The sequence below is a fragment of the Sphaerospermopsis reniformis genome (assembly GCF_005402885.1).
GTDB lineage: Bacteria > Cyanobacteriota > Cyanobacteriia > Cyanobacteriales > Nostocaceae > Sphaerospermopsis > Sphaerospermopsis kisseleviana.
On sequence record NZ_BJCE01000038.1, the window covers coordinates 1 to 23,195 of the forward strand.

The 23,195-nt window shown below is 36.9% G+C and carries 22 protein-coding genes and 1 pseudogene; 13 read left to right on the plus strand and 10 right to left on the minus strand.

The features are described 5' to 3' along the window. Positions 1–622: 622 nt before the first annotated feature. The 3 genes and pseudogenes from FFR48_RS07820 to FFR48_RS07830 all read left to right on the plus strand — a co-directional run bounded on the left by FFR48_RS07820 (position 623) and on the right by FFR48_RS07830 (position 1,950). Positions 623–805, plus strand: a complete 183-nt coding sequence (locus FFR48_RS07820) for a hypothetical protein (protein ID WP_307722511.1) — start codon at positions 623–625, stop codon at positions 803–805. A 26-nt stretch (positions 806–831) separates the two neighbouring features. Beyond that, positions 832–936 (plus strand): annotated as a pseudogene (locus FFR48_RS29340) (VapC toxin family PIN domain ribonuclease); the annotation flags it as partial. A 129-nt stretch (positions 937–1,065) separates the two neighbouring features. After that, positions 1,066–1,950 (plus strand): ABC transporter permease, encoded by an 885-nt coding sequence (locus FFR48_RS07830; protein WP_137666991.1) that lies wholly within the window; start codon positions 1,066–1,068, stop codon positions 1,948–1,950. On the opposite strand, the gene FFR48_RS07835 is transcribed toward FFR48_RS07830, so the two are convergent. Then, positions 1,891–2,043 (minus strand): hypothetical protein, encoded by a 153-nt coding sequence (locus FFR48_RS07835; protein WP_162501859.1) that lies wholly within the window; start codon positions 2,041–2,043, stop codon positions 1,891–1,893. The two genes, FFR48_RS07830 and FFR48_RS07835, sit on opposite strands and share 60 nt — an antisense overlap. A gap of 15 nt (positions 2,044–2,058) precedes the next feature. Between FFR48_RS07835 and FFR48_RS28925 the strand changes: the two genes are divergently transcribed. After that, on the plus strand, positions 2,059–2,220 hold the full coding sequence (locus FFR48_RS28925; protein ID WP_187041981.1) for a hypothetical protein: 162 nt from the start codon (positions 2,059–2,061) through the stop codon (positions 2,218–2,220). A 3-nt stretch (positions 2,221–2,223) separates the two neighbouring features. Here the strand turns inward: FFR48_RS28925 and FFR48_RS07840 are convergent, their stop codons facing one another. The 3 genes from FFR48_RS07840 to FFR48_RS07850 all read right to left on the minus strand — a co-directional run bounded on the left by FFR48_RS07840 (position 2,224) and on the right by FFR48_RS07850 (position 3,369). Beyond that, positions 2,224–2,361: a hypothetical protein gene (locus tag FFR48_RS07840; protein WP_162501860.1), complete on the minus strand. Its 138-nt coding sequence runs from the start codon at positions 2,359–2,361 to the stop codon at positions 2,224–2,226. A gap of 87 nt (positions 2,362–2,448) precedes the next feature. Then, a complete protein-coding gene (locus FFR48_RS07845) occupies positions 2,449–2,739 on the minus strand; it encodes a type IV pilin protein (protein WP_137666976.1) in 291 nt (96 codons plus the stop codon). 159 nt (positions 2,740–2,898) lie between these two features. Beyond that, positions 2,899–3,369, minus strand: coding sequence for a tetratricopeptide repeat protein (locus FFR48_RS07850; RefSeq protein WP_137666977.1), 471 nt, complete (start codon positions 3,367–3,369; stop codon positions 2,899–2,901). A gap of 163 nt (positions 3,370–3,532) precedes the next feature. Between FFR48_RS07850 and FFR48_RS07855 the strand changes: the two genes are divergently transcribed. Then, on the plus strand, positions 3,533–4,420 hold the full coding sequence (locus FFR48_RS07855) for an ROK family protein (RefSeq protein WP_137666978.1): 888 nt from the start codon (positions 3,533–3,535) through the stop codon (positions 4,418–4,420). Between the two features lie 3 nt (positions 4,421–4,423). Continuing rightward, positions 4,424–4,555, plus strand: coding sequence for a hypothetical protein (locus FFR48_RS30035; protein WP_268932420.1), 132 nt, complete (start codon positions 4,424–4,426; stop codon positions 4,553–4,555). On the opposite strand, the gene pyrG is transcribed toward FFR48_RS30035, so the two are convergent. Beyond that, the gene (gene pyrG, locus FFR48_RS07860; protein WP_096565322.1) at positions 4,533–6,170 is read right to left on the minus strand and encodes a CTP synthase; all 1,638 of its coding nucleotides are present in this window, start codon (positions 6,168–6,170) and stop codon (positions 4,533–4,535) included. The genes FFR48_RS30035 and pyrG overlap by 23 nt on opposite strands. Before the next feature lie 304 nt (positions 6,171–6,474). Here pyrG and FFR48_RS07865 point away from each other — a divergent pair, with 304 nt between their 5' ends. After that, positions 6,475–8,250, plus strand: a complete 1,776-nt coding sequence (locus tag FFR48_RS07865) for an N-acetylmuramoyl-L-alanine amidase (protein WP_137666979.1) — start codon at positions 6,475–6,477, stop codon at positions 8,248–8,250. Between the two features lie 418 nt (positions 8,251–8,668). Here the strand turns inward: FFR48_RS07865 and FFR48_RS07870 are convergent, their stop codons facing one another. Next, positions 8,669–10,027, minus strand: coding sequence for a sensor histidine kinase (locus FFR48_RS07870; protein ID WP_096565326.1), 1,359 nt, complete (start codon positions 10,025–10,027; stop codon positions 8,669–8,671). An 84-nt stretch (positions 10,028–10,111) separates the two neighbouring features. Between FFR48_RS07870 and FFR48_RS07875 the strand changes: the two genes are divergently transcribed. Next, a complete protein-coding gene (locus tag FFR48_RS07875; protein WP_096565328.1) occupies positions 10,112–10,804 on the plus strand; it encodes a response regulator transcription factor in 693 nt (230 codons plus the stop codon). Positions 10,805–11,270: 466 nt separating this feature from the next. Here the strand turns inward: FFR48_RS07875 and FFR48_RS07880 are convergent, their stop codons facing one another. The 3 genes from FFR48_RS07880 to argZ all read right to left on the minus strand — a co-directional run bounded on the left by FFR48_RS07880 (position 11,271) and on the right by argZ (position 15,017). Then, positions 11,271–11,783, minus strand: coding sequence for a DUF2085 domain-containing protein (locus FFR48_RS07880; protein ID WP_137666980.1), 513 nt, complete (start codon positions 11,781–11,783; stop codon positions 11,271–11,273). A 76-nt stretch (positions 11,784–11,859) separates the two neighbouring features. Beyond that, entirely contained in the window at positions 11,860–12,657 is a 798-nt protein-coding gene (locus FFR48_RS07885; protein WP_137666992.1) for a Uma2 family endonuclease, read from the minus strand. Between the two features lie 248 nt (positions 12,658–12,905). Beyond that, positions 12,906–15,017 carry a bifunctional arginine dihydrolase/ornithine cyclodeaminase gene (gene argZ, locus FFR48_RS07890; RefSeq protein WP_137666981.1) on the minus strand — a complete coding sequence of 704 codons (2,112 nt, stop codon included), beginning with the start codon at positions 15,015–15,017 and terminating at the stop codon, positions 12,906–12,908. Positions 15,018–15,282: 265 nt separating this feature from the next. On the opposite strand from argZ, the gene FFR48_RS07895 reads away from it, so the two are divergent. The 3 genes from FFR48_RS07895 (at position 15,283) to rbp (ending at position 19,639) form a co-directional block, all read left to right on the plus strand. Next, positions 15,283–18,792: an NACHT domain-containing protein gene (locus FFR48_RS07895; protein WP_137666982.1), complete on the plus strand. Its 3,510-nt coding sequence runs from the start codon at positions 15,283–15,285 to the stop codon at positions 18,790–18,792. Positions 18,793–18,834: 42 nt separating this feature from the next. Next, on the plus strand, positions 18,835–19,065 hold the full coding sequence (locus FFR48_RS07900) for a hypothetical protein (protein ID WP_137666983.1): 231 nt from the start codon (positions 18,835–18,837) through the stop codon (positions 19,063–19,065). Between the two features lie 274 nt (positions 19,066–19,339). After that, positions 19,340–19,639, plus strand: coding sequence for an RNA-binding regulator (rbp, locus tag FFR48_RS07905; protein WP_096565339.1), 300 nt, complete (start codon positions 19,340–19,342; stop codon positions 19,637–19,639). A 117-nt stretch (positions 19,640–19,756) separates the two neighbouring features. Here rbp and FFR48_RS07910 read toward each other — a convergent pair whose 3' ends face one another. Continuing rightward, positions 19,757–20,785 (minus strand): NADP-dependent oxidoreductase, encoded by a 1,029-nt coding sequence (locus tag FFR48_RS07910; RefSeq protein ID WP_137666984.1) that lies wholly within the window; start codon positions 20,783–20,785, stop codon positions 19,757–19,759. Between the two features lie 354 nt (positions 20,786–21,139). Between FFR48_RS07910 and FFR48_RS07915 the strand changes: the two genes are divergently transcribed. Both FFR48_RS07915 and FFR48_RS07920 read left to right on the plus strand, forming a co-directional pair. Beyond that, the gene (locus FFR48_RS07915; protein WP_137666985.1) at positions 21,140–22,060 is read left to right on the plus strand and encodes a ribonuclease D; all 921 of its coding nucleotides are present in this window, start codon (positions 21,140–21,142) and stop codon (positions 22,058–22,060) included. Positions 22,061–22,327: 267 nt separating this feature from the next. Next, positions 22,328–23,170, plus strand: a complete 843-nt coding sequence (locus FFR48_RS07920) for a tetratricopeptide repeat protein (protein WP_137666986.1) — start codon at positions 22,328–22,330, stop codon at positions 23,168–23,170. Positions 23,171–23,195 lie beyond the last annotated feature (25 nt).

Sequence of the window (23,195 nt, forward strand, 5' to 3'; positions counted from 1 at the left end):
CAACGGTTATCTGCTGCTAGTTTCCCCCCGAAGGATAGCTCAAATTCTTCTGGTGCTGTGTCTTGTTGTTTTTGTTTGCGATACATTTTGATGCACCTTGATGCAAGGGTTTTTACCTATTTTACCCCTTTTCCTTGCACTTTGTTCCTCTGTTCTGCCCCCTAAACTCTTGTTTTATCTAGGTTTTGTGTTTATTCAGCAAACCCTATCTAGATGTCTGATTTTTTCGTTAAATTATCGCCCAAATGCTTCGCCCCTACAACTTAAGACAAATTAATACATTCTATTTTGGAGAAGTCTATTGTAAAACTCTTGTGGGGTGGGCATCCTGCACGCCCTTGTGTACCTCACTCAGATGAAATCTGCTGTATAATGTAAATATTCAGCCGTCATCAGGAGTCAAAACCATGCAAGAACAAATAACCGAGTATCAACAAGAACTAACAGAACGTATTTCCACGTTGGTAGATAACTTATTTCAAGGAAGTAAGCTGTTGTGCATTTAATTTGTTTAAGTGGAACAGGCAAGAGGCTTGTTCCACAAGAGTTCAGAATATTAGGATTATACAATTTAGCGGTGTAACAGCTTAGTTTCTACAAAGTCAAATTAGACCAATATGAAATGACAGAAATGCTGATAGAATTATTTGGTAGATTGTCACCAGAGGAAATGAGAGCAATTAAAGAACATGATTTAACCAGAAGAATTGATAAAATTCTTGTGTTAGAAGCTGTTGCAGGGACATTGAACGACTTATCACCCGAAGAAATAGCGATTTTTGATGCAGCGGTAGAAGGAAAATAACACTGTGAATTATTTACTAGATTCAAATTTTAATAGCAGAAACAGCAATTATCTTAGATTTAATTCTTGTTTCTAATGATTCCGATTTATCCAGAATTGAAGGACTTAAATTAGAAAATTGGTTATTGTAAAAAATTGGTTATTGTAATATATAATTTATATTTTTACAGCCGTTTCCTAAGTTATGAGGTACAAGGTTAACAGGCAAGATGCCTGTTCCACAAGGGTTAGAAAAAAATTACCATCATAATTATATTACCATGACTATTACAAAAAGCCGCATACCAAGATTTTTAAACTTTGCTAAATCTAACCTATCCCAGAGATTTATGTTGATAGGTTTAGCAATGACTTTATTTTTTATCTTTTTAGCCTTTTTTGCCCCAGTTTTCCAACAGTGGGGATGGTTACAAAACCCCAAAGAATTTTTAAGTAACCCTATTCATGAAGCACCTTCTTTAAAACATTGGTTTGGTACAAGTCGGTTGGGTTATGATGTCTTTTCCAGAACAATTTTTGGCGCACAAGCAGCACTGCAAGTAGTTATTTTAGCCACTGCATTAAGTATGATTGTGGGTGTACCCTTGGGAATGGTAAGTGGTTATTTAGGAGGAAAATTAGATAAAACTTTACTATTTCTCATGGATAGCATTTACACTTTACCGGGTTTGCTGCTATCTGTTACCTTAGCTTTTGTGGTAGGGAGAGGAATATTAAATGCGGCGATCGCCATTAGTATTGCTTACATTCCCCAATATTATCGCGTTGTGCGTAACCACACCGTCAGCGTTAAAACCGAAGTCTACATCGAAGCAGCGCAAGCAATGGGCGCTTCTACCTGGATTGTATTATCAAGATATCTATTTTTCAACGTTATTCAAAGTGTCCCCGTCCTCTTTACCCTTAACGCAGCAGATGCCATATTAGTATTAGGTGGTTTAGGCTTTTTGGGTTTAGGACTACCCGAAGATGTACCCGAATGGGGTTATGATTTAAAACAAGCTCTGGAAGCACTACCTACAGGTATTTGGTGGACCACCCTTTTTCCTGGTTTAGCAATGACTATCATGGTAGTAGGGTTATCACTACTTGGTGAAGGGTTGAATGAGTTTGTCAATCCTCGTTTGAGAAGAGAAAATAGATGATTGGTGACTAGTGACTGGTGACTGGTGACTGGTGACTGGTGACTGGGTGAGAAAAACTAAGTCTTTCTCCTGACTCTTGATAACTAACAACAAAACTGAGATACTTCTGTGAACGATAAATTTACTTTAATTGCAGCTGCTACCGGTGGTTTAATGCTTTCCGTTGCTTTATCTGGTATATTAAAAGGCGCACCGCTGATAACTTCGGAAAAATCTCATATTAAGTCTTACACTGTTGCTAATGTGCAGATTCTTACTAAAAAGAATTAATTCCTAATCCATACTAACCATCGTTCCTGTACAACTTGCTCCAGTAGAAGTTAAACTAGGAGCAGTAATAGGATTATTAGCTAATGTTCCTGCGGTTTGACAAGCAACACTTACAGTAATTCCACTTAAAAGAACAGTCACACCACCATTAAAACCTTTAAGCGCAGCAGCGTCATTAGCTACTGCTGTAACCGTAGTAGTATTAATATCTGCTGCAATGTTATAATTCTAATTATTGGTTACAGTAGGAATACCCAGTTGTAAAGTCTCTATATCCCCAGCGAAAGCTGAATTTTCCATTCTGTAAGCTTGTTGCGCTCTATTAAATGCGCTTATATAAGTTTTAGCGTCTGATTGTTGTGCTTTTGCAGCTTGACTTAGGAAGGAAGGAAGAGCGATCGCTGATAGAATACCAATCAGAATAAATACAATTAACAATTCAATAATAGTAAAACCTGCATTAACTTGATTTTTGATCAGTAGATGCTGCATCAACTTAGCTTTTATGGTTAGTTTCATAGTGGTTTCTTTGGGGATGAGAGAATTTTTGTTACCTCTATGAATAAATTACCCAATTTAAATTATTTTTGTATACATAATATTATATTTATAATATTTATAATATTTATAATATTTATAATATTTATTGTATTTATAGGATAGCTACTTTACATAATTTTAACATCTATCCGTTGCAATACATACATAATTTACATGTTGAATTTGCACAACAGTTTCCCAATAGGAAATATCTGTTTCTAAATCTCCTTGATTTGCTATTGCATAACCTAAGTTATAATATACTTCAGCTTGACTATCATCCCACTCTAAAATAGCCTCATAAATTTTTTGAGCTATGGCATATTTTCTGATATTCAAATATTCTTGACTTTGCTTTTTGAGAAAATCAATAAATTCGCTCAAAGCTTCATTATCATCAGCAAATTCTCTATTTGCAAAACCTGATAACCAAACTTCATGACATTTTTCTGCATCTACCAACAATAACCAAGATAATCCTAAATACCAAAATAAAGTAATATGATCAGGTGTTAAATCCAGACATTGTTCATAAATACTAATAGCCGTGGTAAAATCATCTTGTTGTAAACAAATATCTGCCTTTTTTTTAAGTTGATAAATATCCATAAGAATAAATACTTAATAAATTATTTCCTTGATTTTATACCAAAAATATGTGAAGCTACACAGAATCATGAAATCCATTAATTTATCAATCCCTATCCGCGTTTATCTGCGTTTATCTGCGTTAAAATATATTCTCATAAAATCAAGATTTAGGAATTAAACAGTGCAGCAAGTAATCGGTATAGACTTAGGTGGAACAGCAATTAAGTTAGGACGTTTTACAACAGATGGTAAATGTTTACAATCTATAACTGTGGATACTCCCCAACCAGCAACACCAGAAGCTGTATTATTAAAGATGATAGAGGCGATCGCTCAAATTGATCCAGATAATCAAAGTATAGCTATCGGTGTGGGAACTCCCGGACCTGCTGATGCTGCTGGCAGAGTTGCCAAAGTTGCCATTAATCTGGTAGGATGGCAAAATGTACCCTTAGCAGATTGGCTAGAAGCAAAAACTGGCAAACCCACTATCCTAGCTAATGACGCTAACTGTGCAGGTTTGGGAGAAGCTTGGTTAGGTGCAGGCCGTAATTTTCAACATTTAATTTTATTAACTTTGGGAACTGGGGTTGGTGGTGCGATTATTCTTGATGGTAAATTATTTGTGGGACATCAAGGAGCAGCAGCAGAATTAGGTTTAATTACTCTCAACCCCGATGGTCCAATGTGTAATAGTGGTAATCAAGGTTCTTTAGAACAGCATACATCAATTGCCGCTATTCGTCGTCGCACAGGAAAAGAACCCACAGAATTAGGTAAACTTGCCCAAAATGGTGATCTTGAAGCCTTGACATTTTGGCAAGAATATGGTAAAGATTTGGGAATTGGTTTAACAAATTTAATATATGTACTCACACCCCAAGCGGTAATTATTGGTGGTGGTGTAAGTGCGAGTTTTCAGTATTTCTTACCAGCAATGCAAGCAGAAATAGAAAAGCGAGTTTTACCAACATCCCGTTTAGGTTTACAAATTTTACCAGCAGAATTAGGTAATTCAGCGGGAATGGTAGGTGCTGCTAAGTTAGCGTGGGGAATAGGTGACAGGTGACAGGTGACAGGTGACTGGGGAAGAGGCAGAGGAACAGGGTGCAGGGTGCAGGGGGAAATTATTTGTATTTTCCCAGTCACCAATCACCAGTCCCCAATCACCAATCACCAAATTAGGAAACCTGCACTGGTTTAGATGTATTCTTACTGTGATGAGTACGGGAAATAGCAGCTTCCATGAAACCTTTAAATAAAGGATGGGGTGTACTCGGACGAGATTGAAATTCTGGGTGAAACTGACAAGCTATAAAAAATGGATGTTTGGGATATTCAACTATTTCTACTAACCTTCCATCGGGAGAAGTACCACTGACAACGTAACCAGACTCTAATAAAGCATTGCGGTACAAGTTGTTAAACTCATAACGATGTCGGTGACGTTCATAAATGACTTCTTCTTGATATAAATCAAAGGCTATTGTACCCGGTTGCACTCGACAAGGATACAAACCTAAGCGCATTGTTCCACCTAAATCTACTACGTCTTGTTGTTCAGGTAAAAGATTAATAATGGGATTTGTGGTGTAGGGGTCAAATTCGGCACTGTTAGCATCTGCTAAACCTTCAACATTTCTCGCCCATTCAATCACAGAACATTGCATTCCTAAGCATAAACCTAAAAAGGGGATTTGGCGATCGCGTGCAAATTTAATCGCGGCAATTTTGCCATCTATCCCCCGACTACCAAAACCACCAGGAACGAGAATACCATCCACACCTGCAAGATAATTTTCCGCTGACTCAGTTTCTAGGGTTTCTGAATTTACCCATCTTATTCGTAAATCACCGTAAGTAGAAATCGCCGCATGACGTAAGGATTCAACCACAGAAAGATAAGCATCACTTAAACGCACATATTTACCAACAATGGCAATTTCCACGCTGTATTTAGGACTATACATTCTTTCTACCATTGTTTCCCACTGACTTAAATCAGGCTGGCGTTGTTCCATTTGCAACAAATCTAAAGTTTGTTGTGCCAGTCCTTCTTTTTCTAAAATCAGAGGTACTTCATAAATGCTACTAGCATCTTGGCAAGTAATCACACATTCTACCGGTACATCGCAAAATTCCGATAATTTTTGTTTTAAACCCACACCAATGGGGCGATCGCAACGACAGACTAAAATATCTGGTTGAATACCAATGGATCTCAATTCTTTAACAGAATGTTGTGTAGGTTTGGTTTTCATCTCCCCTGCTGAAGCAATCCAAGGGAGAAGGGTGACGTGCATATACAAAACATTCTGTCTTCCCACCTCTTTCCGCAACTGACGGATAGCTTCTAAAAATGGTAGAGACTCAATATCACCCACAGTCCCGCCAATTTCCGTAATTACTGCCGCTGGATTAGTTTCCTTAGCAACTCTTAAAATTCGGTCTTTAATTTCATTGGTAATGTGGGGAATTACTTGTACAGTCCCACCATTATAATCTCCCCGGCGTTCTTTATTAATCACAGATTGATAAATCAAGCCAGTAGTAACACTGTTTAACCGGGACATAGAAGTATCAGTAAAACGTTCATAATGTCCCAAATCCAAATCTGTTTCTGCACCATCTTGGGTAACAAAAACTTCCCCATGTTGAAAGGGACTCATAGTACCTGGATCAACATTAATATAAGGATCAAGTTTGAGAATAGAGACAGAATAATCTCTAGATTTTAACAACCTCCCCAAACTTGCTGCTACAATGCCTTTACCAATACTGGAAACAACGCCTCCAGTTACAAAGATAAACTTAGTCATAGTATTTTCAATTTCTAGCAACTTCTAAAAATACATCCTGTCTCTTGAAGGATCAAGCGTGCGCCCAAGGGCTAAATATGAAGTAAACATTCAGCTAATGCTTAAAGGTAAGCTACCTCGTCAGCTTTTAGCAGTCAGGTTTTTAACGGTTACGCCAAAAATCATGATTCGTTCATTTACTGATTTATCAAATATTCTGACTCCTGACTCCTGACTTCGGAATTTTCACTTTTTATGCTTCATTCTTTATCCTTTATTGCCCATTGTCTCACAGTCATTATCGTAAAATCTTCTGTGTTTTGCCGTGAAAAAACTCTTAGGATTAGTAGTATTTAACTGTCTGCTTACCTCCTCCGTTGCTTTTGCACAAACATCGCTCCTAGTAGTTTTTCCCCCAACAAACTACCAAACCAGTAAAGAAAAAATATTTTTTATCGGTACTGCACCACTAGATGGAGAAGTTCTCATCAATGGTAGACTAATTAACCGCAGCAAGGCTGGTCATTTTTCTCCCAGTTTCCCTTTACAGTTAGGGGAGAATGTATTTAAGGTACGTTACCAAAATCAGGAACGAGAGATTAAAGTAACAAGGCTTTCTACTCAACCAGAATTACCACAAGGTTTAGGCTTTGCTAAAGATTCTCTGACTCCTGCTGTTGATATTGCCAAACTACCGGGAGAACTGATTTGTTTTGGTGCGGTTGCACCTCCTCAAGCTGGTGTTTCTGTCAAGTTGGCCGAACAAACCATTCCCTTATTACCACAACCACCACAGGCGCAATTACCTGCTAATTCAGGTGTACTAACGGGAAGAAATCAACCCACAACTTCTAGTCCTAACAAATATCAAGGTTGTACAACAGTGGCCAATGCTGCTGATTTAGGACAACCTCAATATAGTTTGACATTGAATGGTCAGACTATCACTGAAACTGGTAAGGGCAAAATTGAAATTCTTGCACCTGCACAGTTGCCAGTTGTGGAAGTGTCAGCAACATCAGGTGTTGCTCGCACAGGTCCTAGTACAGATTATTCTCGACTGACACCACTACCACAGGGAACAAGAGCAACAGTTACAGGTAGAGAAGGTGACTGGCTTCGCTTAGACTATGGGGCTTGGATCAATAGTAAAGAAACTAGAATTATACCAGGTGCAGTACCACCACAGACTGTAATTCGTAGTGTGGGATATCGTCGCTTGTCTGATAGAACAGAAATCAGGTTTCCTTTACAAATGCCCATACCTGTAAGTGTGGAACAGAGCGATGGGCAAAGCCCCGCCTTCGGCGATCGCACTTTTAGTCTCACCCTTTACAATACTATTGCTCAAACAGACACCATTCGCCTGGATGATGACCCCTTAATTTATCGCCTGGATTGGCAACAGGTGAGTCCTAAACAGGTGAAATATACCTTTAACCTCAAAAACTTCCAACAGTGGGGATATAAGCTGAAATACGACAACACAACGCTGGTTTTGACCTTGCGCCATGCACCTAAGATTCACAACAGAAAACGCCTACCTTTATCTGGTATTAAGATATTACTTGATCCTGGTCACGGTGGTAAAGAGTCTGGTGCAATTGGTCCGACTGGGTATCCAGAAAAAGATGCCAACTTGGTAATTTCTAAGTTACTGCGGGATGAGTTGGTAAAACGGGGTGCAAAGGTGGTGATGACAAGGGAAGATGATCGGGATGTGTCTTTAGTGGAACGTCAGCAGATAATTGAAAAAGAAGAACCGGCGATCGCCCTTTCTATTCATTACAATGCTTTACCAGATGATGGCGATGCCGAAAAAACCAGAGGTTTTGGGACTTTTTGGTATCATCCACAAGCACATAGTTTAGCAATATTTTTGCAAAATCATGTAGTAAAAACATTGAAGAAACCTCATTATGGGGTATTTTGGAATAATTTAGCCCTGACTCGTCCTGCTGCTGCACCTTCAGTATTATTAGAATTAGGTTTTATGATTAACCCCCAGGAGTTTGAGGAAATAGTCAACCCCCAAGAACAGAGGAAAATGGCGCGGACTTTAGCGGATGGGGTGACAGAGTGGTTTAAAGCTGCGAAGTAGAAAAGAGTTTCGCGCAAAGACGCAAAGGAAGAGAGGGGGAAGCATTCAGACAACCAATTATCAATTTTATGAAAAGGCTATTTTCCTTTAAGGGCGAAGCATTCGGGCAAGAAATTATCAATTTTATGACCAGGCTATTTTCCTGTAAGGGCGAAGCATTCAGGCAACCAATTATCAATTTTATGACCAGGCTATTTTCCTGTAAGGGCGAAGCATTCGGGCAAGAAATTATCAATTTTATGACCAGGCTATTTTCCTGTAAGGGCGAAGCATTCGGGCAAGAAATTATCAATTTTATGACCAGGCTATTTTCCTGTAAGGGCGAAGCATTCGGGCAAGAAATTATCAATTTTATGACCAGGCTATTTTCCGAATGCTTCGCCCCTACTTCGCCCCTACTTCGCCCCTACGACTCCTGCTATATAGGAATTTTCACAGTAAAAGTTGTTCCTACACCCACTTTACTTTCTACAAAAATTTCTCCTTGATGTCGATCTACACATTTTTTCACAATTGGTAATCCTAACCCAGTACCAACAATACCTTCAACATTTTCCGAGCGATAATAAGGCTCATAAAGCCTCACCTGTTCCTCTGGAGAAATACCGATACCTTCATCTATCACTTGAAAAATAGTAGCATCCTGTTGAGCATTTAAAAACAAGTAAATTTTACCCCCTGGTGATGAATATTTGATAGCATTTAACAGTAAATTACTCAAAATAGAATATAGTAACTTTTCATCTAGATTAGCCCGAAAAGATTGACCATGTTTGATAAACTTAATAGTATGAGTTGTGCGACTAAACATTTGCACATCTTCCAGCAAATTTAAACAAAAATTTTCCACATTAATTAATTGAGGTTTATAATCTAGTTCACCTGCCTCCGCTCTAGTCAAAGTTAATATATCTGTTAATAGGTGATTCATTAACTTAGCAGAAGACTGAATCCGGTAGAGATTTTTTAACTCTTTTTCATCTACTAATTCTATCAAAATTTCCCTTAATAACTGACAAGATAGCAAAATTACACTTAAAGGAGTACGAAATTCATGGGAAATCATAGAAAATAACTGAACCTTGAGTTCACCAATCTTTTTTTCTTGAGCTAAGGAAGCTTCTAAAGATTTAATATGTTCTCGTTTCACCGATTGACTCTCAATTACAAAACATAAAATGCAAATTACTAACAAACTTAAAAAAGTTCCTATAATTTCCATGATTATTCGTAAGTGAATACCATTTTCTGACTGCTGGAGATAAGTTTTCAAGTAACTTTGTTCTTCCCCTTGAATTTCTAAAAATATCGTTATAATTTGCTCTCTGAGCTTAACACTAAGTTCGGTAATTTTATTTTGCCGTTGCCATGCGTTTTCATCTTTTTGATAAAGTTTTATAGATTCTTCTAACAGAGATAATCTTTGATTAAACAATGATTTTAAATTGTTTAACCTCTGTCTTTGATTGATATTTTTATGTATTTGAATATCTAATAGATTGAGGTCATTTTTAATATTATTGATAGCAGTTTGATAACGATCCAAATCTTGTTGACTGCCCAAAAATATATACCCCCGTCGTGCTGATTCAGCCACAGTCATTGCTGCATAAAAATCTGTCAAAGTATTGAGTGTTTGAGAAGTATGTTGAACTTGAGCAACATTTTCCTTAATTTCGGTAGTGTTGTTTAATGCAGCGAAAGTAACCAAAAGCATCAGAGATATAGCCAAAGAAACTCCCGCAGAAATCCAATTTACTGAAAAATGCAATTTCATAAATTACCTTTTTATTCAGATAGTCAATTTAAGTTAATATTTCCCTCATTACTTCATGACTTGCTGTGGAATAAGGAATAAATTATGCGAATTTTAATAGTTGAGGACGATATTCAACTGGCAGAAGCACTAATAGAAGCTTTAACCAGACGAAAGTATATAGTCGATGTTGCTCAAGACGGAGAAGCAGCTTGGCACGCAGCAGAGTCAATGAAGTATGATTTAGTGGTGCTGGATGTCACTTTACCAAAGTTAGATGGCATCAGATTTTGTCACCGCTTACGCACCACTAGCACCAACAGTCCAGCACATCGTAATTCAGCAGCACCCGTATTAATGCTAACTGCCCGTGATACCGTAGCCGATAAGGTTGCTGGTTTAGATGCCGGCGCAGATGATTATGTAGCAAAGCCCTTTGACTTAGAAGAATTAATGGCTCGGATACGTGCTTTACTCAGACGTGGTAGTGCTGCCAGTACAGTCAGTTTATCTTGGGGAAAGTTAACTTTAAATCCCAGCACTTACGAGACTACCTATGATGGTCATCTTATGTCCTTGACTCCTAAAGAGTATGCAATTTTAGAATTGCTGGTTGCTAATGGTAGAAGGGTATTGAGTCGTTCTAGCATCATTGAGCAGGTTTGGTCTGTTGATGACTCTCCAGTGGAGGAAACAGTAAGGTCACATATTAAAAGTATTCGACAGAAATTAAGAGCTTTAGGTGCGCCGGAAACTTTGATTGAAACTGTTCATGGTTTGGGATATCGTCTCAACTGATACAATTGATACAAAATTATAGGGAATTTGTTGTTAATCTGTTCAATGTAGAGGCGATTGATAAACTGTCTCTACCAGATTTTTATATCTCACAGGTTTCATTTATTAAATGCATTGTTAGAAAAGAATCAACTCACCATCATCATACAACTTTCTAGAAAATTTGATCTGCACAAATTCTGCACAAATCTTGCACAGTAATTGCATATATAGGTTATATCCTGAGAGAGTAAAAATTCTTTTTGCTCAGGAAAGATTGGACTAATGAATTAGCATTTGAGTGATGATTGATTACTAAGAACAACAACAAAAACGCCTTTCCTCTATCTTCAAATCATGTATTAATCAAATTACTAGTTATCCAAGGTGCGTGAACTAAATCACATTATTTTCATCAAAGGAATAAAAAATGTTAACGAACATTGTAGACGATGGTCGTGGCAGTGGTAGGTTTACTCTAGGTGGTTTACCTTTTTGTGTGCCTGTGTAAAATTGGCATAGCAAACAACCCCCAAGCTAAACCAGTAATTAAACCAAAAGGAGTAACAATATAATTGTTAAAATCCCACAAACTAAAAACTTGCGCTGCTAACTCCAAAGGATAAGCCATCATTAACACACTAGCAAAAGCAGCACCGATCCAACCATATTGATGTAACCAGAAACGGTTTTTTCCCTGGGTAAAGATATACAAAATACGAGTAATTAACAACCCTGTAACCGTGCCATAACACCGCATACACACCGCCATAATGTGAGGTGGTGCTAACTCCAAACCCATAGTAGGTTGAGGACAGACATGATTACCCATAAAATAAATAATATCCCCAATATTAGGCAGTACCAAAAAACCAGAAGCGGCTAAAAAGGGAGCAATAGGAGGACCAAAAACCATTCCTACTAACAGGAAGTCAGCAAAAAAACTCACCCAATTAATTTTTTGAAGTTGAAAATTTTGTGATACAATAGCCCGTTGCATCTTCTCTCTGTGTCCTCTGTGGTTCGTTTGTTTGTAGATCCCCGGCTTCTTTTATATAAGTCGGGGATCTTAATGATTATAAATGATCCTCTGGATTTATACCCAATTCTCGCAATTTTGCAGCTAACTTTGCAGCTTTACTTTCTGCTTGTTCAGCCCTTTGTTGTTGTTGTTCAGTTCTCAATCTTTCTAACTGTGCTTCTTCCTTACCGACCAATAATAAATTACCCTGATTATCCCACCAACGCAACCAAACTTGATCGGGATTATTTAAGTAACTTCCTTGCCATAATCCTAATTCTACACCTAATGGCAGAATTGGATAATGTCCCCGTTCATTAGGTTGCATTTTGTGGTAAGAAAAATCTACCAAATGATAAACTTCTAAATTGCCACTATTAACTTCATAAATGGCATAGTAGGGAGCGCGAATAACTCTTTCATAAACCCAAAATTTACCAGGTTTTTCACCTGGTTGTAAACCCGCTAAAGGTGTTTTATCTCGTTCTTCTTCACCATTACCACTGGCTAATTCTATGACAATTAAAGGGGGAATATATTCCCGCCATAGAACATAGGATCGGCGAATTTTACCATCTAATCTTGGTGGAACATCAGGGACATAAAACCAATCTGGTGCTACTGTTCCCTTTTCCGGTGGTTCTGTTTCTCGCCAATAAATCCCGCAATCTTGACCTATACAAAATTGTCCATCGGGATGTAACTTTTGTAAAGTTTGAATAATTGAATCTGTGATGATTATGCTTTGGGGATGTTCTTGAAAGTTCTTCACGAATGTACCATCAGACTCCGGTAGTTGAGTATGATCAGGAAACTGCGGTGGTATAGCAATATCAGCCAGGGTTTCACTCATACTATTTAAAGGATTGCAGTAATCAGCAAAAGTGTAAGATTGGTTAGCATCAATTATTGGTTTTTTTCCATAGTTATTTTTTTCAGCTTCCATGTTTTCACAAGCTAATTTTGAGTTAATTATGTTTTTTCTTAGTTTTCTTTATATTATAACTCTCTGCGTTCTCTGCGCCTCTGCGTGAAAAAACAAAGACACAAAAACGCACAGAAAAAACCTTTGCGTCTTTGCGCCTTTGCGTGAGAAAATTCTTAACCTACATTAGCAACATAAGGACTCGTCAACTTATCCAACTGTTGAATTAACAAACTCAGAAACAAACCCACATCCGTAACCACACCTACAGACTCAATTGAACCGCGATCGCTCAATTTTGTCACCACCGCAGGGTTAATATCCACACATACCATCTTCACCCCTGCTGGTGTCATATTTCCTACACCGATGGAATGCAGCATAGAAGACAGCATCAATATCATTTCCGCACCTTGAATGATTTGAGCATATTCTTGCTGTGCTAAAATCAAGTTCATCTGCGTATCCGGTAGGGGTCCATCATCCCGAATTGAACCAGCTAACACAAAGGGAACGTCATTTTTCACACATTCATACATCACACCGCTAGTAATTACCCCAGCATCTACCGCTTTAGTGATGCTACCAAAACGGCGAATGGCGTTAATTACCTTTAAATGATGTCGATGTCCACCACGTACAGCTACACCGCGTTTCATATCCACACCGAGAGATGTTCCCATCATATTTTGTTCGATGTCATGAACTGCGATCGCATTTCCCCCTAACAGTCCTTGAACATAACCTTCACGAATCAATCTAGAAAGATGTTCTCCGCCGCCCGTATGAATTACCACTGGACCAGCAGTAACAACTACTTTACCGCCAGCATCCCGAATTTTACGTAATTCCCAGGCTACTTGTTCCACAACTAATTCTACCCGTCTTTCACTGGAAACACCAGAAGACATAAAGCTAAATTCCTGGGCGTTGCGTTGTTCGCGGGATTCGGTTTTGCGGATAGTGCGGATACCTTGAACGTCAACTACTACCTGTTCACCAATTTCTAGATCACGCAAAATTTTACATCTAGCAACTAACCCATTGGCTGTACTAGAAATAGCGATCGCCCCATCCATGCGTTGATTTTCTACTTTCAGCCATTGTCCATTTACCCTTACTTCAGTAGGATAAATCGTACTTACATAGAAATCATCAGGAGCAACACCCGCTTGTAAAACAGGTTCGAGTTTTGCATCTCTTTCATCTTGGGGTAAGTCAACCGCACCCAAATCAATCAACTGGGATATAATCTCTTCCATCACCTCGTGAGATGGTGCAGAAACCCTGACTTCTGCTGCTGAAGTGCTTTGACGTTGTTCTCCCAAGTTGAACTTGAGAACTTGGAAACTCCCCCCCATGTCTACGATCAAATCTAAAGCGCGGTTAATTAAACCCGCATCTAATAAATGACCTTCTAAACGAATTATCCGACTTTCGACTTGAGTTGTAGCGTGTACTTCTTCCCGTACAGGTTCAGTCACTCGTAAAGTTAAGCATTTAGCCGCACCACCAGCTTTGAGAAATTCAGTTAAAGGGGTTTCAATCGCTTGAAAACCAACTTCCGCTAACCGTGATTTTAAACTATCACTGGCTTTGTTCATAATCACGATGCTTTCGATGTTCACCGCATTACAAGCAAAGTTAACCGCATCAGCTTCTGCAATGGCAATACGTTTTTCTGGTGTAACGCGCATTTCTATCACCCGGTTAGAGTAGGAGTCAAACGCACCGGGGTAATACAGCAAATACCCATTAGCTAGGGGACAGAAACAGGTATCAAGATGATAAAATCTTTCATCCATCAACCGCAGAGAAATCACCTCAATATCTAGCCATTTAGCCAAATAGGGGTGAGAATCTAACTCAGAACGGAAACCATACCCCGCCCATAACCAGCGCCCTTCCCTATCTAAAAGCGCGTCACCAGCACCTTCAAAGGGTAAGTCTTTAGGAAGTGTGTAAACCTTAAAACTATTATTTTCAAACCACTGTTGAAAATACGGTTCTTCTCCTTGGCGTTCTTTATGTAAAAAACGGCTGAGAACCACATTTTCACCAAGAACTAAACCAGCATTGGCACTGAATACCATATCTGGCCAACCTTTTTGGGGTGTCACTAAATCGACAATGGCGTGATTTTTGATAACATTGTATAATTTATTCCACTGTTCTACAGCGCGATCGCGTGATGATTTGTGAATATTCCCTTCCATCCACGGATTAATCACATAGTCTACATCGTAGTGGTCGGGAGCGCACATTAAAAACCGAATTTGGGAAACCATAAAAAATTTTACTTTGCTTTTCAGTAATCTCTTCTGGATACAGAGTTTTGGTGTTTTAAGTCTGTCAAATCTGCTACTTAATAGCTACCTTTTGCTCTTGGTAGGCTTTATAAGGATATCGTTATTTATTCTATTACTGCTATGAAAAAGTGTGAGCAAATCTGAAAAAATGATGTTACGGTAGTTTCATGTATATGAATTACACAGCAAAAAACCTCAGATTTTAACATTTCTCTTAGTTTTTATACGCGCTCTGTGTATCATTATGTCTATAAGTAGCTACATAACTCAAAATATATCTTTTGTATCTCACCCATATAATCCAGTAGAAGTCATAAAAATTCCAGATGTATCTGTCCAATGTCGTTTATTGGAACGCTTTCTTGCCATACCAGAAAACCAAAACTTTGCAGATCAGTTAGTTCTTGCTGTTCAAGATCACCAGGAATGGGAATATGGAGATCAGGTAAGACGGACAGCAACTCTGAAAACGCTTGTTGGTACAATAGAGCCTTTTTTAAAAGCAATTGGCCGTATTCGGTATACAGGAGATTTAAAGAAACTAGAGTATCTAGAAAAGCAAAAGTGCTATGGACTCTTAAAAGATGATTTGGTACTCCCAAACAAATGGGATACACTTAAGATTAACGACAACCACTGTCCAATTTATTGGACACAACAAAACTGCCTCGCAGCAGTCTCATATCGAGTATATCTACTGCGAAATGAATTTTCCCATGAAGCACCTGATTATACTGTAGACGAAATATCAAAACTTTTTAATACAGTCCTTGGTCTTTTTATTTTAATCATACGTTATCCAGCCAATCATTCTGTACTTGAACTTGCTACATCTCCTTACCGAACATACTTAAAAAAAGTATCGCAAATAGATACAGAATATGAACGATATGTAAATCTGCAAGCTTCTTTAAAATGGAAACCTAATTCTAGAGAAGATTTACCTTTCTCTCTAGAAGAAACAGAATCTTTTTTTATTCAAGAATTACCTATAGAAGAAGAAATTTCTATCCTTGTAAAACAGGTTAAAAAAATAATCTTGATAGGTGGAGGTGGTTCTGGAAAATCACGAACTTTAAAACACATCACAGCACTATTAGCTAAAGAAATTATATCTTTAGAATCGGAAGTGCAAAAAATACCTATTTATTTACGTGCTGATGTTCTTGGCAATGGAAATAAAATATCAACTTATTTGTCAATTTATCTAAAAGACATTGATTCCGTTGATATTAAGTCTAGTTTGTCTGATGGTAAATACTGGCTATTTATAGACGGATTAAATGAAGTTCCTTTTCGCTATTATAGTGAAGTCATTCAAGATATAAAGTCTTTTTTAATTAGCTACCCTAAGTGTAAATTAGTCATTTCGACACGTCAAGAAACTTATCATAATGAGCTACAATTACCTGTATACGAGCTAGAACCGTTAAATCCTTATACTGTTGGACAAATTTTACGTTTAAACGCGAGAACAGAAGATGAAGGAAATAAGTTATTTTCTGCTCTTAAAAATGATAATAAACTGTTGGCTCTTTTTAAAACTCCTTTAATGAGCCGACTTCTCTGTGAGCTTCCTACACAAATACATATTCCTCGAAACATTGGGGAAATGATGCAGGTACTTTTTAATCAAATCTTTGAACGTGAAAAAATTAAAGGAGATCAAATATCTCAACGCATAAAAATCATGGTATTAGTTGAACTAGCTCAAACAATTCGTAAAGAGTCTGGGACAGCTATTTCTGAAAATCAGATATTGTATCTATTTGAGAATGTAACACAACGTTTTGCGCGACAAGAGGTGTCACCTGATTCTTTGCTTACAAAGCTAATTGACAGCAGTATCTTACAAAAAAGTGGTGATAGCCTGATAGGTTTTTTTCATGAAACAGCACTTGATTATTTTACAGCGATAGGATTGAAAGATGCTTGGGAAAAAAATACTGATGTAGAGATACAAGCTAATATAATGGATGCTACTCCAATCAGTATTGAAATATTATCAGGTTTACTTAGTAATGCGGACACACTTACTCAACTGATTGCACAGCATGATCTGAAATTGGCAGCTAGATGTTACTCGGCTCGTTCTCAGCGTTCTGCAAAATTGTTTCAAGAATTGTCAAATGAAGCAAAGAATAGGTTATTCACAGACCCTATTTTAGCTTTAGATTCGTTAGCAGCACTTGATGAAATCGAAGCAACACAGACTATTTTTCAGGCTCTTTCAAAACTACCACACAAAAAACTTTTATCTATAAGTAAAATTATCATAAAGTACGCTCCTAATGGAATTAAACAAGAAGTTAATAAAGCTTTATTATCAGGTGGCTTTGAACAAAAATTAGTAGCTATCCAATTTATTAATGCACATCAACTTGTAGAGTTTAGTTCAGACATAATTGCTCTGGCAGAATTAAACCAATCGAATCTTGTTGAAGAAATTGCTAAAGCTTTAGGTTCATTAGAGTCACCAGAGGCATTAAATTATTTAGAACAGCAATGCAATACACCTATAGATTCTAGGTCTATTCCGTTAGCTTTAGCCATTAATTATCTAAGTTCTGAACTAGCAGAGAATGTAATAAAGTTAGGACTAAGAGATTTAGATGTTGAAGTGCGTAGGGCAGCTATAAGTAAAATCGAAACCATAAATATTTGTGATATTGATACAGAAATATTTGATATTTTTGTCACTGACTTAGATTTTTTAACAAGGTTAATTCTAACACCCATGCTACTAAGCAGGACAGATAAATCTCGTCACAAAGAAATAATTAAAGGCTTATTTGCTGTAGTACCTTCTCCAGAAGAATCGCTACCATACCCCAGAATTATGCGTGTAGTCTCATTACTTCATCAAGATGAATTAGAAGAAATGGCATTACAGGTTTTATGTACACGCAATCCTAGTCTACAGTCTATTGCCGTTAGTAAAATTTTAAGTAGAAATCCAGACTTAGCCATAAATCTTTTTGATTTAGTTAATTTTGAAGATCCAGAAATATCTTCTGGAGCAAAAGCGGCTATTATTAAAGCAGTTATTACTACTGGTAACGTAAATACTTATATACTTGAGAAAGCAATGTCACCACTCTTATCTCCAGGAGTTAGAGTAGCTGTGGTAGAAATGTTAGAAGATTTACCAGCTGATATTGGTAATATGATTTTGCAACAATCTCTTGTAGATCCGGCAGAACAAGTCACATTAAGGGCTGCAAAAGTTCTGCTGTCTGTCCCCAAATTTTGCTCTGAAGAAATTGTTGAAAAATTTCTATTTCATCCAAAGAAAAATGTTCAAAAACAGATTTGGCACATCATAAATAAAAAATCAATTTTTGCAAATAGTCAACTTCTTGAATGGACAAATAATAATTATTCTACTTATTTAAGAGCAAGAGCAATAGAAGAACTTTGTTTACGTAAATTTATCTGGAATTTGCAAACAGTATGTAATTTCGTCCATGATAATAACTATGACATTCGCCAAAAAGGATATAGAATTTTAGAAGCTATGTTTCGTGATGCTTCGGAATATATTGGACAAATAAAAGATTGGAACATAGAACGAGGTTTCGGATTTATTATTAAAATTGATACAAAAAATAATAAAAAACAAACTATTTTTGTTAATTTGAGTAATTTAATAGACAGGTATTACACGCCATCTCGTAATGACTTAGTGACTTTTCATCTTGATGAAAGTAATCAAACCAAAAAACGTGCAGTACAAGTGCGTTTCCTCTGTTAATTTTCTATATATTTCAGTAAATTTTACAGATATATTTTGATTATGAATCCAATTGATTTTATTCAAGCAACACCAGAAAAGGAAATAAATGAACAGGAACAAAGTTTTCAAACACTACTACAAAGACTAGGAAAAGCTTCTGAAGGTCAAATTCAATCAGTTTTAGCTGAACGTGAAGTTGTAGAACCAGAAGAAGAATTAAGTAATGAAATTATCGCTTCTCTTCAACAAAAAATAAATAACGCAATCAACAAAGGACACAATAACCAATAAAAATAAAGAATTTTATATAAGCGTTACCGGATTAGGCGTTAATGTAATCAGCTTGAACCGATAAAGTTACTTAGATTTTAATTGTTCACGTAACGATATATAACAGTTTTGGTTACTTCCTCTCCGAAAGTTAATTTCCGTGCCATGATGGGAGGTGAGAAGTAATTCGGCGACGGCGTTTGTTTTTAATATTAATAGGTTTTTTCCTTTTGGTACTTACAGACTTTTCTCCGAAATCTAAATCTCTACACTTTTATGATTTTGGAGAAAATCTATGTCAATTTATGTAGGCAACCTCTCTTATGAAGTTACCCAAGATACTCTAACTGCGGTTTTTGCAGAATACGGTTCTGTAAAGCGCGTTCAACTACCTACAGATCGTGAAACAGGAAGACTGCGCGGTTTTGGGTTTGTGGAAATGAGTACAGATGAAGAAGAAACATCTGCTATTGATGCCCTTGATGGTGCTGAGTGGATGGGAAGAGATTTAAAAGTTAACAAAGCTAAACCCAAGGAAGATAGAGGTGGTGGTAATCGCAGTGGTGGTGGTGGTTATAATCGCAATCGCTACTAAGTTATAAAATCAAGCATTTTTGCTAATGCAATAGTTTTAGCAAATTAATTGAATTAATTAAAGGCTCAGGTATGACAAAATAGTAATACTTGAGCCTTTTTAATGAATAATCTCAGATTAGGGCTGTTCAGAAATCTGCACAATTAATTTACCCATTTTTTCACTATTAAAAAGTTTGAGAATAGCTGTAGGTGCATTTTCCAAACCCTGGACAATTTCTTGCTGATATTTAAGTTTTCCCTGTTGTATCCATTGTCCCATCTCCCTAAAAGCAAGATCCCATTGACTCACATAATCAGTGACAATGAAACCTTTTATTAACACCCGCTTCATTAAAATCTGACTGAAATTATAAGGTCCAGGTAAAGGTTCTTCAGTATTATAAGTAGAAATCAAACCACAAAGAGGAATGCGGGCATTTAAATTCACTTGTGTTAAAACAGCGTCGAGAATTTCCCCACCAACGTTTTCAAAATATATATCAATTCCATTGGGACAAGATGCAGCTAAAGCGGGACTTAAATCTGCGGTTTTATAATTTATTGCAGCATCAAAACCCAGTTCTTCTAATAAATAGCGACATTTTTCATCGGAACTGGTGATCCCCACTACATGACAACCTTTAATTTTCCCTATTTGTCCGACTAATGAACCTACAGCACCAGAGGCCGCTGAGACTACCAAAGTTTCTCCTGCTTGAGGTTTTCCTATATCTAAAAGTCCAAAATAAGCGGTGCAACCAATAAAGCTAAGAACTGCCATAAAAGCAGTGAGGGGAACTGTTAAGGGTTGGGGAATTTTGGTGATGTAAGGAAGATTTCCAGTAGTAATTAAAGCGTAATCTTGCCATCCTAACAGTCCAGAAACGAGATCCCCCCGTTGAAAGTTGGGATTTTTAGATTCTTCCACTATACCCAGAACTAAACCACGCATGACTTCCCCAATTTCCACAGGTGGCATATACTGGGGGCGATCGCTCATCCAAATGCGATGGGTAGGATCTAAGGAAAGATAGATATTGCGGATCAGTATTTCGCCTGCTTTTGGTGTGGGAATGGGTTCTTGACGATACTCAAAGTCACTTACTTTGATGTCACCCACAGGACGAGATGCTAAACGCCATTGACGATTAATAGATGATTTCATAAATTTGAGTTTGTTTGTCAGGATTTTTGCAGATTAGCAAGAATTTTTATTAAAACTTAGCATAATTATCGGGCAGTAAGTAAGGGCAAAATGTCAGCATTCAGCCGTCAGCCAGAAACTGAAAAGTATCAGTAATAGGCTATAATCTACTCTCATGAACACTGATGTAAGTTAACAAAACTATGCATCTTTTTACTAACTCAGTCTTACTCAAGACAAAAGCTGTTAGCGTAGCGTGGCGTAGTCATTTACTGATTACTGATAGCTGAATACTTACGGCAAAATTAGTCACAAAATGTTAATTTATAAAATTATAACTAATTATAACTAAGTTAAACTGCTCTACATCTACCAATGCCTTATCTTACTACTGCTGCGGAAATCCGTTCTCAAATTGCTAAATACACCAAATCTAAAACTCTTTGGATAGATACAGAAGTGGCTGATTATAAAAGTCGTAATCCTCGATTATCCCTGATTCAAATATTGGATCATCCTCAAGATATGACTGGTGACAGTGTTTATATTTTGGATGTTTTAAATAAGTCTGATGTGATTGCTGCTTTTATTGAGCAAATCATGATGAATGAATCTATTGAAAAGGTTTTTCACAATGCAAGTTATGACTTGAAACTTTTAGGCAATAAAAAAGCCAAAAATATCACTTGTACTTTAGAAATGGCTAAGTCCATACCATATCATATTCTACCATTGCCTAATTATCAACTGAAAACTTTAGGTAATGTGTTGTGTAATTTTTATGGTATTGATAAACAGGAACAAGGTAGCGATTGGGGTATAAGACCTTTAAGCGATGAGCAATTAGAATATGCTTATTTTGATTGTATTTATCTGGCTCAAGTACATTCAAAATTATTAGCTTTACAGTCTCAAGTTATTACAAAACCAGAAACGGAAGATTTATCTGTACTTTCCCAAAAATATACAGAAGTGGAACAGCAAAAAAAACTGATTAATTCTGAATTTGATTATTTACAAGAAAGATTAAAAAAAGCGATGCAAATTCAAAATGTATCCGAAACTGAATATTATCAACTCAGTGGTTATGAACGGAAATCTGTTAAGGTGAAATTTACGGAGTTGGTGAGATTAGTAGAAAATGAAAATATTGATTTGGATTTTACCATTACTTTAACTGAGAAATTACAAAAAGAATTAGGCAGAAATTTAGAACAATTAGATGTAGATATTGAAAAAACTTCTGTTTGGCGGTTAATTACTAAATCTCAGGAAGAAGATGTTAAAAATGATTAATGGAATGCAAAAGCCAGAATTTATTATATTTTGAACTCACAGAACCCTGACTTATTTAATAAGTCGGGGTTTTAATTATTTATATTTACGTAAATGTATCTTAATCAACATTTTATAAAAGCTGAAATAGAATTATTTATACATTAAATTTTCCAATTACTGGTTAAATTTTGAAAAAGTAATTCATGGAATCTATTAGTTTCTTTTAGTTTCTATTAGATTTTGGTAACAATTTTTTCCGGGTATGCAAGTGATTGATAAGAACTTATGAAATGGCAGTTATTGACATATAATAGACAAGTGCTAGGTAGAATATTAAAAATAACAGTGATTACTGTTTTCAGTGGAATTTTATGCGTTTCTTGCAATCAAAATCAGGATGTTTTAGTAACAGAAATAGGGGTTAGTCCTCCGAACCGACTGACACCTAGAACATCCAAAGCAGGAGAGTTTTATATTCAGGGACAAAATCAGCACGCTAAAGGTAATTCTGAAGCGGCTATTGCTGCTTATAGTCGTTCAATTAGTCTTAATTCTCAATATGCACCTGCGTTTAAAAGTCGGGGTTTAGCATATTTTGATATTGGTAATAAAGAAGGTGCGATCTCTGATTATAATCAAGCATTACGTCTTAATCCTAATGATGCAGAAACCTATAATAATCGTGGTAATGCTTTTGCATCTTTGGGAGATCAGCAAGCAGCTATTTCTGATTATAATGAAGCGATTCGTTTAGCTCCAAATTATGCCGAAGCTTTCAATAATCGCGGTAATGCCCGTGCAGCCATAGGTGATAGAAATGGGGCGATAGAAGATTATACTGAAGCAATTAGAATAGATGAAAATTATTCTGTTGCCTATAATAACCGCGGAAATGCTTACGCTGCCCTGGGAGATCCACAAAAAGCGATCGCAGATTACAATCAAGCCATTCGTTTAAATCCTAATTTTGGACCTGGGTTTAATAACCGAGGAAATGCTTTTGCTGCTGCTGGAGATAAACGCAGTGCATTACAAGATTTACAACGGGCAGCAGCTATTTTTGATCGAGAAGGTAACAAAGAATTGTATCAACAAGTAATGAAAAATATTGAAGATTTGGGAAGGTAAAAAGAATAGGAGTCAGGAGATCAAG